The sequence below is a fragment of the Neobacillus sp. NPDC058068 genome (genome assembly GCF_042885335.1).
Classification (GTDB): Bacteria; Bacillota; Bacilli; order Bacillales; family Cytobacillaceae; genus Neobacillus.
Window position 1 is genome coordinate 215061 of record NZ_JBHVSI010000006.1, and the last position, 12751, is coordinate 227811.

General features: G+C 42.8%; 13 protein-coding genes. 2 read left to right on the plus strand and 11 right to left on the minus strand.

All coding sequences use genetic code 11. From position 1 onward, the window contains the following. Window positions 1–117: 117 nt before the first annotated feature. The 3 genes from ACFVSW_RS09495 to ACFVSW_RS09505 form a co-directional block, all read right to left on the minus strand. Entirely contained in the window at window positions 118–1194 is a 1077-nt protein-coding gene (locus ACFVSW_RS09495) for a PQQ-dependent sugar dehydrogenase (RefSeq protein ID WP_387315040.1), read from the minus strand. Between the two features lie 86 nt (window positions 1195–1280). After that, window positions 1281–2135 (minus strand): Cof-type HAD-IIB family hydrolase, encoded by an 855-nt coding sequence (locus ACFVSW_RS09500; RefSeq protein ID WP_387315043.1) that lies wholly within the window; start codon window positions 2133–2135, stop codon window positions 1281–1283. 77 nt (window positions 2136–2212) lie between these two features. Further along, window positions 2213–2881, minus strand: a complete 669-nt coding sequence (locus ACFVSW_RS09505) for a DNA alkylation repair protein (protein ID WP_387315045.1) — start codon at window positions 2879–2881, stop codon at window positions 2213–2215. Window positions 2882–3037: 156 nt separating this feature from the next. On the opposite strand from ACFVSW_RS09505, the gene ACFVSW_RS09510 reads away from it, so the two are divergent. Further along, window positions 3038–3193 (plus strand): hypothetical protein, encoded by a 156-nt coding sequence (locus tag ACFVSW_RS09510; RefSeq protein WP_387315048.1) that lies wholly within the window; start codon window positions 3038–3040, stop codon window positions 3191–3193. A gap of 45 nt (window positions 3194–3238) precedes the next feature. On the opposite strand, the gene ACFVSW_RS09515 is transcribed toward ACFVSW_RS09510, so the two are convergent. Further along, the gene (locus ACFVSW_RS09515; protein ID WP_387315051.1) at window positions 3239–4342 is read right to left on the minus strand and encodes a PRK06851 family protein; all 1104 of its coding nucleotides are present in this window, start codon (window positions 4340–4342) and stop codon (window positions 3239–3241) included. Window positions 4343–4435: 93 nt separating this feature from the next. After that, window positions 4436–4912 carry a Cys-tRNA(Pro) deacylase gene (gene ybaK, locus ACFVSW_RS09520; RefSeq protein WP_387315054.1) on the minus strand — a complete coding sequence of 159 codons (477 nt, stop codon included), beginning with the start codon at window positions 4910–4912 and terminating at the stop codon, window positions 4436–4438. Between the two features lie 280 nt (window positions 4913–5192). On the opposite strand from ybaK, the gene ACFVSW_RS09525 reads away from it, so the two are divergent. Beyond that, window positions 5193–7001, plus strand: a complete 1809-nt coding sequence (locus ACFVSW_RS09525) for a TIGR04190 family B12-binding domain/radical SAM domain protein (protein ID WP_387315056.1) — start codon at window positions 5193–5195, stop codon at window positions 6999–7001. 188 nt (window positions 7002–7189) lie between these two features. Here ACFVSW_RS09525 and ACFVSW_RS09530 read toward each other — a convergent pair whose 3' ends face one another. The 6 genes from ACFVSW_RS09530 to ACFVSW_RS09555 form a co-directional block, all read right to left on the minus strand. After that, entirely contained in the window at window positions 7190–7633 is a 444-nt protein-coding gene (locus tag ACFVSW_RS09530; RefSeq protein WP_387315058.1) for a carboxymuconolactone decarboxylase family protein, read from the minus strand. A 213-nt stretch (window positions 7634–7846) separates the two neighbouring features. Then, on the minus strand, window positions 7847–8554 hold the full coding sequence (locus ACFVSW_RS09535; RefSeq protein ID WP_387315060.1) for an ABC transporter ATP-binding protein: 708 nt from the start codon (window positions 8552–8554) through the stop codon (window positions 7847–7849). Then, a complete protein-coding gene (locus tag ACFVSW_RS09540) occupies window positions 8555–9334 on the minus strand; it encodes an ABC transporter ATP-binding protein (RefSeq protein WP_387315063.1) in 780 nt (259 codons plus the stop codon). Continuing rightward, the gene (locus ACFVSW_RS09545; protein WP_387315066.1) at window positions 9309–10283 is read right to left on the minus strand and encodes a branched-chain amino acid ABC transporter permease; all 975 of its coding nucleotides are present in this window, start codon (window positions 10281–10283) and stop codon (window positions 9309–9311) included. The genes ACFVSW_RS09540 and ACFVSW_RS09545 overlap by 26 nt, the downstream gene beginning before the upstream one ends. A gap of 15 nt (window positions 10284–10298) precedes the next feature. Continuing rightward, window positions 10299–11180: a branched-chain amino acid ABC transporter permease gene (locus ACFVSW_RS09550; RefSeq protein WP_387315069.1), complete on the minus strand. Its 882-nt coding sequence runs from the start codon at window positions 11178–11180 to the stop codon at window positions 10299–10301. Between the two features lie 137 nt (window positions 11181–11317). Next, window positions 11318–12490, minus strand: coding sequence for an ABC transporter substrate-binding protein (locus tag ACFVSW_RS09555; protein WP_387315071.1), 1173 nt, complete (start codon window positions 12488–12490; stop codon window positions 11318–11320). Between the last annotated feature and the right edge of the window lie 261 nt (window positions 12491–12751).

A 12751-nucleotide genomic window follows, 5' to 3' on the forward strand; every position in this document is an offset into this window, starting at 1 on the left:
ACGAAGGACAGTTCTTCTTGTTTTCAACCACATACTGTCCTTCGGCTACCTTACGAAGGACAGTTCTTCTTGTTTTCAACCACATACTGTCCTTCGGCGGTCTTTAACAAAACAAGCTTATTTCAAATCATCCAATCGAACCCGATACAATTTGTCGTCCCTCTCATCGGGATTTCCGCGTCCGTCAGTATTGTTGCTGACAAAGTATAAATAATCGCCGTCAACAAACACATCACGTATTCGCCCCAAATCGCTAATAACCACCCGACTCTGCTTCCGTTCCACATCAAACTCGCGAACAGCGTTCCCTCTTAACTCCGTCACATAGAGCTTGCCGTCAGCTGCCGCCATCCCAGAAGGAGCCCAAGTTACCTCAGCACCTGACTGGAACAAAGGCGTTTCCATTCCCGCCTTCTTCTCCTGCCCCTGAATAACCGGCCAGCCAAAATTCCCGCCAGCCATAATCCGATTGATTTCATCATGTGCCGATTGCCCATGTTCGCTCGCATATAACGTCTTTCCGATCCACGCTAACCCCTGCGGATTCCGGTGACCATAACTATAAATATACGAATTCGGATCCGGATTATCCATCGGAATCGCCCCATCTAAATTCATTCTTAAAATTTTCCCATTTAACGAGCCGAGATTTTGAGCAACAGAAGGGGTTGTTGCATCCCCAGTAGTGATATAAAGCTTTCCATCAGGACCAATCTTCATCCTGCCGCCATGATGGTAGGCCGCACTTGGAATACGATCGAGCAGAATCCGCTCCTCCGTCCATTTACCAGCCTTAAATCCTACCACAACAACACGATTAAATTGCCCCCCGCTGTCATCCGCATATGTATAATAAGCAAATGCCTTTTGATTCGCAGCAAATTCAGGGGCTAGTACAAAGCCGAGCAGCCCTGCTTCAGCCACCTCGGCCAGCGGCTTTTCTAAATGCACACGCTGGCGTTCCATTTTACCGTCTTCCACTTTTACGATACTTCCAGTTCGTTCACTAAGATAGAAGGATTGCCCAAGCTTATCAATTGACCATGGGACAGATAAATTTTCAGCCACCACTTCTACTTCAGGCTGAATAACAACCGCTTCGCCCGCTGACCTGCCATCCTCCTTTTTTTCAAAAAAAGAACAGCCTGAAAGCAGCACAGCCAGCATCAGTAAAACAGAACCAACCCGGTACATACAGGGCACCCTTCCTCTCCTAGAGTACTTCCAAAATCGCCTTCGTTAAAACCTGCATCCTTGAGTTGTACACCACAAAAATCCTTCTATAGTACTTCCAAAATCGCCTTCGCGACGCCGTTTTCCTCGTTGGTGTCCGTAATCACATCACAAAGTGACTTAATTTCATAATTGGCATTTCCCATTGCCACCGATCTGCCGGCTTTTTCAAACATCGAAACGTCGTTATAGTTATCGCCAATCGCCATTGTCTCCGCCAAGGAAATCCCTTTTGATTTGGCGAATGCTTCAAGCGCCAGCCCTTTTTGCGCCTTCTTATTGGTTACTTCTAGGTTTTCCCGGCCTGAGGCGGAAACAGCCAGTTCGTCAAAAGCTGACAGCGATTTGCCGGCTGCTTCTAGCTTGTCAGCATCAAACGAGAAAACAAGCAGCTTATAAATTTGATACTCTTCGTCGCTAAAGAGAATTTCATAATCTTCAACCGTATGAACCAAGCCATCACGCAGACGTGCACCGGCAGCATAGATAATCTCTTCGCGGTTTACTTCAGGATTGGCGCTGACGATAATGTCAACGAGCGTTGAAACGGCCTTATCCGCATCAACCGTGAAGGCACCCTTATTGGTATACACCTCAAAATACACATCATCTTCCCTTAATTTCGCCGCAACTTCTCTTGTTAACTGTTTGCTGATTGGCGTTGCCGAAATAACGTCCCCATCCTTCGAGCGGACCTCTGCGCCATTGACACAAATGACCGGACAGTTTACTCCCGCATCCGCCAAGACATAGGTTGCCTCTTGATAGGACCTGCCTGTCGCCACGACAAATTCTACTCCTTGCGCTTGTGCTTTTATAATCGCTTGCTTATTTTCCTCACTAATTTGTTGAACCGAATTTAATAATGTTCCATCCATGTCTGATGCAATACATTTTATCATGCTGTCTAAATCCACCTCTTCTATGTTTTCATTAGTGCCATTCTAACATGAACCCTTACACATTATCGCCTTTTTGCTCAGTCCAAATACTTGCTGCCTTCACGAACACTTAATGGCGCGAGCTGCTGACCTTCGATAAACTCTTTTACTGAAGCCGGATTGGTTTTCGAGTATTCGCGCAGCGCCCAGCCGATTGCCTTTTGGATAAAAAATTCCTTACTATCGGCATTTTGCCGTATGTAATGATAGAGTAGAGCAGCATTCGTTTTGCCTTTATATTTTAATTGAAAAAGAAGCGCCGCCCGCCGGAGCCACATATTATCATGAACAGCCCAGCCATCAATCGTTTCCGCGATCACATCCGGAAATTTTTCAGCAATCTTCCCAACTGCCTTTGGCGCAATCGCATCGACGGTATCCCACCAAGATTTCGTGGTAAGCAGCTGCTCCATAAACGGCAAATCCGCTTTCTCGAGCCTTTTTAGCGATTTTTCCAAATAAGTCAGGGCCGTATACTGGTACTCCCGCTCCTCCTTCTCCCAAAGCGCAATCACAAATTTCTTGTTAAGCGGCTCCTTCAAAATTCCCGTTTCGTTGAAAAATTGTTTTTCTAATTCTTTTCGCAAAGGGGATTTAATCCCTAAATATTCAAAATGACCCTTCATATATTTCTTCATCGGTTCTGCTTCCGCTTGATTGCGGTTTTCTTCAAACTTCTTGGTTAATAACTCGAAATTAGATGACAATTAACTCACTCTCCCTGCAACAGTTTGTCCTCTTTAGTAAAACAAGGCTTGCTTTGTATTAATTCTACTAATTTCCAACTTCCCCTTTTTATTTTTCACGCATAAACAGCTGTACCGATGCCAAACTAAAAATTAGTTAAAAAGGAGGGAAGCAAGATGACGAAAAAGTTTAACAAAGGCAGCCGTAATCAAAACTCCCCGCAAGCAGGAAACGCTGAGGCGGAATTTGCTGCTGAGTTTGTCAGCGGCGATAACAGCAAGGGCAATAAACGCAACACGAAAGCCCAGAAAAGCAAAACGAATCCACAATAAAGGGGGTGCCGGCATTTTACCGGCACCTCTTTTATGAATGAACGGTTATTGACCGTTTGCACCCGCCAGTTCCTTGATTTCCTCAGCAATTTTGCCCTGAATCCCTTCAACAACAGAAAAATCCATCGCCGCAATATAAATCGCTTCAAGCTCATCATGGAGCTCTTTTGCCTTTGCAAGATAGCTGGTTGCCTCCGTCATTTTGCTTTTATATTTCGCCGCTATTTTACTAATAATCTCGGCAAAAAGATCATCCGTTCCCGGGTCAATCAAAATTTCGTACATATCGATGATTTCATCGCCATCCCTGCTCGGGAAATATTCATGCGGGGCCGTACTATCAAAAATAGCCACACCGAGTTCCCGGAAAATAAGCATATCCAGGCTATGCGGGTCAAAGCCGCAATGGTATACTTCGACATCGACACCGCGCTCTTCAGCGGCAGCAGCCAATTTTTTTAACATCGTTGATTTCCCAGTTCCGGGGCGTCCTTTAATGAAATAGCGTTTTTGAATCTCTTCCGTCAAATTCGGAACAAAATCAACGGCACCCTTTGGTGTTGCGGCCCCTAAGAACCGATGGCGGACATCCGCAACCTTATTCAACTTCATTTTTCCAAAAAAGGTGTCAATTAGCTTTCTTGTCAATTGGTCTGCCTTGTTAAAGTCCATGCTGTTAATATAAATTTTTTCCCAGTCATCATGAATTTCCAATGCTTCTTTAAAGGTCGCGTACGCCTTCTGGAACAATTGACTATTCTTATCTGTCAGCTGCTGGATTGGTTTCTTTTGAACGGCAAGCGCCCTTGCATTCCAGGCCTCGCCAAGATTAATGTATTCCTCAACGGCCCCTGGTGCTTTCGGTTCAATCACATGCGGCGCAGTACCATCAACGATTCCTACCTTCAAAGCGGGGATTAACACGCCATCAATCGAATTATTATCAGATGAACAATGCAGAAATTCAACATTATAGCCTTTTTCAATCCATTCATGGCCAATTTTCTTCATTAGTGAGGATTTACCTGTTCCTGGACCGCCTTTTAGAATAAATAAGCGATCAAGTCCCTGGAGGTTGGAATCGTACAGATTATGGAACCCTCTAGCTGTATTACCGCCGGCAAAATAATTTTTAATTTTTCCTGCCACTCATCAACACTCCCTTTTTCATCATAAACATAAGGTTAATTTCACACTATCTTATGCTTATGCCGTCTATAGGTGAGTGCCTATATTAAAATTTCACTTTCTCAACTCGACGATTTCTGCTTTTGTTATTTCTTTTAAATCCTCCGGCGCCAGCACGATTTGAACGCCGATTTTTCCAGCACTGACAACGATTAAATCAAGGAGCGAGCAGCTTTCATCGAGGAAGGTCTGATATTCCTTTTTCATCCCAATCGGGGAACAACCGCCGCGGATATAGCCGGTCCATTTTTGGATATCCTTTACGAAAATCATTTCGACCTTCTTTTCAGCAGCTGCTTTGGCGGCCTTTTTTAAATCCAATTCGGCAGCAACTGGAATAACAAAGACATAGATATTTTTGCTCACGCCTTGTGCGACAAGCGTTTTATATACTTCGTTTACGTCGCGGCCAATCTTCCCCGCCACCGAAACACCATCAATTTTTCCATCTTTGTTGTCATATGTCAGCATACAATAGCTGACCTTCTTCGCATCCAAAATGCGCATTGCATTTGTTTTCGCCTGTGCCATTTTGATCATCCTTTTTAACTTTTTATAAAAAAGCCTTTTTGTCTTTATTTTAGCAAAATTTCCATGTTTTTTTATCGTGATTCATTAGTTTACTTTCTACTTTTCCAAGTTTACTTTCCACCATACACAAAATCACCCAAATTTTGTCACCCTTTTGTCACTCTATGAAACCACTAATATAGTAAACTAAAATTATCCAATAGATTTATAAACAATAATGTGAATTTATTCACAAATTATTTTTACAAAAATACATAGAAAACAATTTGAGGTGGTTAAGATGAAATACGATTTAGTTCTGCTGCATGCGCCGAGTGTTTATGACTTTCGAAAAAACTCCCTGCTGGCCGGTCCGATAAGCGATGTGGTGCCGTCATCGCCAGTTTTTGAAATGTATCCCATCGGACTGACAAGTATTGCTGACTATTTGGAGCGCTACGGGCTGCGGGTGAAGATCATCAATATCGCCAACCGGATGCTGATGAGTGAAACATTTGATGTGGAGAAAAAACTAAGGAAAATCCAAACGAAAGCATTCGGCATCGACCTCCATTGGCTCCCGCATGCCCATGGCAGTATTGAACTAGCAAAAATTGTGAAAGCAATCCATCCTGAAACACCGATCATCTTCGGGGGCTTGTCGGCAACGTACTATCATAAGGAATTAATTGAATACCCGTGTATCGATTTCGTTATGCGCGGCGACTCAACGGAAAAGCTGATGCTCCTGCTGATGAATAAACTTGAAGCGGGAAATACCCATTATGCCGACATCCCTAATTTAACCTGGAAAAAAGGCAGCGAATGCGGCTACAATCCGATTACATATGTGCCAAAGGATTTGGATGATATCGACGTTCCCGGCTATCGCTATACGATTCGTTCCGTGTTTAAATATCGTAACTTCCTTGACCCAATCCCCTATAATGGCTGGCTGCAATATCCGAACACCGCTTTACTTACAGCGCGCGGCTGTACGCAAAACTGTCTGATCTGCGGCGGTTCCCGGGAGGCCTATGACCAAAACTGCAACCGCAATTCGCTCGCTTTACGGTCGCCGAAGAAGCTTGTCGAAGATATTCAATTTATTTCCCGCTTCAGCCGGGCGCCAATTTTCATTCTTCATGATTTAAGGCAGGGCGGCCGTGAATATGTCAATGAGTTTTTCAGCAAGCTTAAAAAACTGAATCTTAAAAATGAAATCGTGTTCGAATTATTCCAATATGCGGATGAGGAATTTTTCAAACAAATGAATGATAGTGTCCCAAAATATAGCATTGAAATTACCCTTGAAACCCATGATGAAAACATCAGGCGCTATAATGGGAAGTTCAGCTGTACCAATCAAAAAGTCATCGATACGCTTAATTTTGCCTTAAAGAACGGTTGTAAAAAAATTGACTTGTTCTTCATGGTCGGAATTCCCGGACAGACCTACAAAAGTGCTGTTGAAAACATTGATTTCTGCGAAACGATTCATCTAGCCTGTCAGCAGGATTCAAGGATTTTTTACTTTGTGGCACCGCTCGCACCGTTCCTTGACCCGGCAAGCCCTGCCTTTGAACATCCGGAAATCCATGGCTATAAAAAACTCTGCCACACCTTGGAGGACCACCGCACGGCGATCACCCAGCCATCGTGGAAGCATATGCTTAGCTATGAAACTAAGGATATGACCCGGGATGATATTGTTAATTCAACCTATGTAGCCGCCCTAAAGCTAAATGAGTTTAAATTAAAATATCATCTCATCGATCAAACCGGCTATGAAGACATTAAAGTGAAAATTGAAAAGTCGATGGAATATATCGAAAAAATTGATTACCTGCTCTCACTTCCTGAGGATCAGCAGGTGGGGGAATTAGCAAAAATTCAACAGGAAATTGAAGAATTAAATAAATACAGCATCTGTGGGAAAAACGAATTAAAGTGGGAAGTCCAAAAGAATTATGCCAATTTCTTCTCGCTTGCCTTAGTCGGAATTGAGCAGCTTTACGAGGATTACATGAATAAATTCAGGCATTGGCTAAGCCCAAAACGGCGCCAGCAATTCCAGCTTGAACCTGAACAAAGAAAGATGAAAATGTAATCAATTAAAACACGCAGGTTGGCCATTAACATTCCAGACCAGTATTCACTGGTCTTTTGTTTTTTAAGAGAACGTCTTGAAATTTACAATGTTAAGGAAATTCAAATATAAAAAAGCCTAATTTCCCGCTTTAATACTGGAAAATCAAGCTTTAGTTTCTTCATTATACGGCCCTTTATTTAGAGTAATTATTTTTCAGTGGCTCTATTTCCCATTGCAATAGAAATTCTATTCCAACTGTTAATTTGATTAATTATTAGAACAAGGTCAACATACTGTTTCTCATCATAGTGTTCACGTACTCGTTGATAAAGCTCATCTGGAACACGTTTTGTCGGGATTAATGTCACATGCTCTGCCAACTCTAAAGCTATTTTTTCTGCTTCTGTATAGAATTCACACTCTTGCCAAGCACTAACACAGTATATTCTTTGTTCTGTTTCACCCATTTTTCGAGCATCTGCTGTATGCATATTCAAACAATATGCACAGCCGTTAATTTGAGAAACACGAATTTTAATAAGCTCACGAAGTTTTCGTTCGATTGCTGTCGTTTTTGTGTATTTCTCCATATCCATCATAATTTTCATACCATCAGATGCAATTTCATAATAAGAAACTCTTTGGCTCATAAAGCAAGACCTCCTTGATTTAGTATAAGACTATTATACCCTTACAAGAACATCTGTACCATTTTTATAAAGGAATTGCTTCGGTCAATGCGGTTCAACTTTATTTCAAAGATACACTTATGAAAGATATTTTCTTCACTAAATTTATTTTTACTAAAATGAGCTTTTGTTATATAGATTAAAAAGGTGTTGGGGACATTCCCCAACACCTTTTTAATGCCCGCCCAAGTAGGCTGCTCTGATTTGATCGCTTTGGCTCAGTTCTTCTGAAGTACCTGAAGCGACAATTTTCCCCGTTTCAATGACATAGGCACGGTCGGCGATGGATAACGCCATATTGGCATTTTGCTCAACCAACAGGATGGTGGTGCCCGTTTGATTGATTTCCTCTATAATCCGGAAGATTGTTTTCACAAGCAGCGGGGCAAGACCCATGGAAGGCTCATCTAACAGCAATAGGCGCGGTCTGGCCATCAAGGCACGGCCCATCGCCAGCATTTGCTGCTCGCCGCCTGATAGCGTTCCTGACAGCTGCTTACGGCGTTCCTGCAAGCGCGGAAAAAGCTGAAACACCTTTTCAAAGTCTTCGCGAATGCCCTTTTTATCTTTGCGCAAGTAAGCGCCTAATTCCAGATTTTCCTCAACCGACATGTTGGCAAATACACGGCGTCCTTCAGGTACCTGTGAAATACCCCGCTTCACAACTAACTGCGGGACCTTCCCGGCTAAATGCTCACCCTCCAACAAAATTTCGCCGGTCTTCGGCTTTAATAATCCGGAAATAGTTTTTAACAACGTACTTTTTCCAGCACCATTGGCACCAATCAGTGTGACAATTTCACCCTGTTTGATGTCGAGGGAAACTCCCTTCAATGCATGAATATTTCCATAGTAAACATTTATATCGCTTATTTTCAGCATTTAAGAGACCTCCTCGCCAAGATACGCTTCGATGACTTTTGGGTTATTTCTGATTTGCTCCGGAGTACCCTGGGCAATCAATTGACCATGGTCAAGCACATATATTCGTTCACATACTCCCATAACAAGAAGCATGTCATGTTCAATTAATAGAATCGTTAACGAAAACCGTTCACGGATCAAGGCAATTAAATTCATCAGTTCCTCGGTTTCCTGCGGATTCATCCCGGCAGCAGGTTCATCAAGGAGCAATAATTTTGGGTTGGCCGCCAGCGCCCTGGCAATTTCAAGCCGGCGCTGCTGCCCATACGGCAGGTTCTTCGCCTGTTCATGCATGACCGACTCTAGCTTAAAGATTTTCAAGAATTCAATCGCCTTTTCCTCCATTTCCTTCTCACCGGAAAAATGGGAAGGGAGGCGAAGGAGGGAGCTGACAATCGAATGCTTGGCAAGCGAATGGTAGGCAACCTTTACATTATCAAGCACAGATAAATCGCTAAACAGGCGGATGTTCTGGAACGTCCGGCTGATTCCTTTTTGGTTAATTTTATAAGGGGCCTGTCCATTTAATTTTTCGCTATCCAGCGATATAATTCCTTCAGTCGGAACATAAACACCTGTTAACAGGTTGAAAAATGTTGTTTTGCCAGCACCATTCGGGCCAATTAAACCGACGAGTTCTCCTTGATTTAATTCTAAATTAACTTCAGAAACGGCCTTTAAGCCGCCAAAACGGATTCCGACATTTTCGACTTTAAGCAACGGTGTTTTTGCCATCATTGTGCACTCCTCCTTTAGCAGCTTTGCCTAGTTTCAAGAAAGAGGTAATTTCTTTCGATCCCATCAATCCTTGCGGACGGAAAAGCATCATCACAATCAGTACAAGGCTGTAAATAACCATCCTTACTTCCGGATAACTGGAAAGGAAGGTTGAAATGATCGTTAAAGCAATGGCTGCAATCACTGCCCCCGACATACTTCCCAAACCACCAATCACGACTAAAATCAAAATATCAAACGATTTCAGAAACCCGAAATTTGGGGGCTGGATAATATAAAAGTTATGGGCATGCAAGGCACCGGCAACACCGGCAAAGAAGGCACCAATGATAAAGGCGATTACCTTATAAAATGTCGTATTAATTCCCATCGCATCAGCAGCAATTTCATTTTCCCTGATGGAAATACAGGCTCGTCCATGCGTCGAGTTCGTGAAGTTGACGATGACAACAATTGTAATGACGACACAGGCAATCAGCCATGGCCATGTTGTTAGATGGGTTACGGTCATGCCGCTGGCCCCGCCGACATAATCAATATTTAAAAAGACAATCTTGACAATCTCACCAAAACCAAGGGTCGCAATCGCCAAATAGTCCCCTCTCAGTCTCAGAGTTGGAATTCCGATAATTAGACCGGCAATCGCTGCCGCCGCACCGCCAGCAAGGATGGCCACTGGGAACGGCAGGCCCAATTTCATTGTTATGATGGCGGAAGCGTAAGCCCCAACCGCAAGGAAACCGGCATGTCCAATCGAAAACTGCCCGGTAACGCCAATAATTAAATGAAGACTGGCGGCAAGGATGATATTGATGCCAATCGAAAATAAGGTGTTAACATAAAAGGAGTTTAGTGTTCCCCCGTTAATGAGTAATTGCGTAACAACCGAAAAGATAACAACTAGAATAATTGTGCCCCAAAAACCTTTTGCCTTTTTTAATAGATTCATCGCGTCATGCCCCCCCTAGACCTTTTCCCTGACATTTTTGCCTAATAGGCCTGCAGGACGGAAAATTAAGATCAGAATCAGCACAACAAACGCAACGGCGTCTCGCCATAGCGAGCCTCCAGTCGCACTTACAAGCGCCTCAATCACACCCAATATTAATCCGCCGGTCATTGCTCCAGGGATAATTCCAATTCCGCCAAAAACAGCGGCGACGAAGGCTTTAAGTCCGGGGATAATTCCCATCAACGGTTCAATTTTTGTATAGTACATCCCGAAAATCACTCCGGCTGCACCGGCAAGTGCTGAACCAATCGCAAACGTGGCAGAAATCGTGTTATTTACATTAATCCCCATCAATCTTGCGGCGTCCATGTCATGGGAAACGGCCCGCATCGCTTTGCCGATTTTGGTCTTATGAACGATAAATTGAAGCACAATCATTAAGCAGATCGATACAGCTAATATAAGGATCGACTTGCCGCTAATGGTAACACCGAAAATTTCAAAGTTCTTCAATGGAACGATATTGTCCGGATAGGACTCGAGCTGGGCACCGCGAACATAAATCGTGCCGTATTCGATAAATAAGGAAACCCCAATCGCCGTAATCAGGGCAGCAATCCTGGTTGCATTCCTTAGCGGTTTGTAGGCAATCCGCTCGATTAAAACGCCAAAGATGGCGCAGGCAGCCATGGAAATAAGTAAGGCTGGGAAAAACCCTAAATGAAAAATAGTAATAGAATAAAAGCCGATGAATGCACCCACCATGAAGACATCCCCATGGGCAAAATTAATAAGTTTGACAATCCCGTATACCATTGTGTAACCCAAGGCAATCAGAGCATAAATACTACCTATGGAAATTCCATTGACAAGCTGCTGAATAAATTGTTCCATGTTCAAAACACTCCTTAGAAAGGACTCTGTAAAAGTGAATAGGGAGACATAAATTCTCCCTATTCTTTTTGAAAACTATAAAATTTGTCTAGCGCATGCACCCAGCGACGCCGCTAAACGGTGCTTCCGTTTTCTATTTATGGATTTACCTTCGTTTTAAATGTTTGTTCGCCGTTTTTGTACTCTAGAATAACAGCTGCCTTGATTGGGTCATGGTTTTTATCAAGCTTCATTTTTCCAGTGATAAGTTCAAGCCCATCTGTCTCAGCAAGAGCCTTTTGGATTTTCTTTGGATCGCTGCTGCCGGCACGCTTGATGGCATCGGCAATGAAATAAGCCGAATCGTAACCTAAAGCGTTGAAGGCATCAGGTGACTTATCTTTGTATTTAGCTTTGAAGGCTTTCACGAAATCTTGAACCTTCTGATCAGAATCCCCAGAAGAATAGTGGTTGGTAATAAACGTATTGTTTAAGGCATCCTTGCCGGCAAGTTCTACTAGTTTAGGAGAATCCCAGCCATCTGCTCCCATCATTGGAACCTTCATTCCTAATTCACGAGCCTGCTTGACAATTAGACCAACCTCTTCATAATATCCTGGAACAAAAATGAAATCAGGATTTTTCCCTTTAATATTCGTTAATTGGGCGTGGAAGTCGGTATCCTTCGCTAAATATGCTTCTTCAATGACGATATTTCCGCCCTCTTTTGTAAATAATTCCTTAAAGGAGGCAGCAAGTCCCTTAGAATAGTCACTTGCACTGTCAATGAAGACAGCAGCCGTTTTAACATTTAATTCCTTCGCTGCAAAATTCGCTGCCACTGTCCCTTGGAATGGGTCAATGAAGCAAGTACGGAAGACGAAATCATTTAATTTGCCTTTTTGCACTGTCACGTCAGCACTTGTACCAGTTGGCGTCAAGAGAGGAATGCTGTTACTTTGAGCAATTTCTATCTGTGCTTTTGTATTTCCGCTTGTAGCGGCACCGATAATAGCGGAAACCTTATCTTGGCTGATCAGCTTTGTAGCACCATTAATCGCTTCTGGTGCATCAGATTTATTGTCAAACGGAACAAGCTTCAACTTCTTACCATCGATCCCATCTTTATTAATCTCTTCTAACGCCAGTTCAATCCCCTCTTTAATCGATTGACCGTAAGAGGCAACACCTCCGGATAACTCAAGGTTGGCTCCAATCTTAATCACGCCATCCTTTTCGCCATCGCCGCTTGCACTTGAATTACAGCCTGCCATCACACCTGCCGCTACCATAAGCGACATGAAAATACCAGCTAACTTTTTCTTTCTCATGGCTTTACCCCCTGTTTTTTTAAAAAGTTTTCCCAACTTGTTTTTCTTACTGTTTTCAAAAAAGATAATATTCTGAAAATATTGTACCTAATATTTTGGAGTTCGTCTAGTCATAAAGTATGTTATTTTAAAATAATTTTAAATATAATGACAATTCTCCTTATTACATGCTGCATAGTGTTTATTCCTAAAAAGTGAATAAGGTTTTATTTTACAAAGGAAAATAATACAGCTTTTCAATTATTTTGTCGAAATATAATT

What these genes read in the sequence shown, in the direction of transcription:
- ACFVSW_RS09495 (WP_387315040.1), bottom strand. Translation starts at nt 1,194, where the DNA reads ATGTACCGGGTTGGTTCTGTTTTACTGATGCTGGCTGTGCTGCTTTCA.
- ACFVSW_RS09500 (WP_387315043.1), bottom strand. Translation starts at nt 2,135, where the DNA reads ATGATAAAATGTATTGCATCAGACATGGATGGAACATTATTAAATTCG.
- ACFVSW_RS09510 (WP_387315048.1), top strand. Translation starts at nt 3,038, where the DNA reads ATGACGAAAAAGTTTAACAAAGGCAGCCGTAATCAAAACTCCCCGCAA.
- ybaK (WP_387315054.1), bottom strand. Translation starts at nt 4,912, where the DNA reads ATGGCACAGGCGAAAACAAATGCAATGCGCATTTTGGATGCGAAGAAG.
- ACFVSW_RS09525 (WP_387315056.1), top strand. Translation starts at nt 5,193, where the DNA reads ATGAAATACGATTTAGTTCTGCTGCATGCGCCGAGTGTTTATGACTTT.
- ACFVSW_RS09530 (WP_387315058.1), bottom strand. Translation starts at nt 7,633, where the DNA reads ATGAGCCAAAGAGTTTCTTATTATGAAATTGCATCTGATGGTATGAAA.
- ACFVSW_RS09535 (WP_387315060.1), bottom strand. Translation starts at nt 8,554, where the DNA reads ATGCTGAAAATAAGCGATATAAATGTTTACTATGGAAATATTCATGCA.
- ACFVSW_RS09540 (WP_387315063.1), bottom strand. Translation starts at nt 9,334, where the DNA reads ATGATGGCAAAAACACCGTTGCTTAAAGTCGAAAATGTCGGAATCCGT.
- ACFVSW_RS09545 (WP_387315066.1), bottom strand. Translation starts at nt 10,283, where the DNA reads ATGAATCTATTAAAAAAGGCAAAAGGTTTTTGGGGCACAATTATTCTA.
- ACFVSW_RS09550 (WP_387315069.1), bottom strand. Translation starts at nt 11,180, where the DNA reads ATGGAACAATTTATTCAGCAGCTTGTCAATGGAATTTCCATAGGTAGT.
- ACFVSW_RS09555 (WP_387315071.1), bottom strand. Translation starts at nt 12,490, where the DNA reads ATGAGAAAGAAAAAGTTAGCTGGTATTTTCATGTCGCTTATGGTAGCG.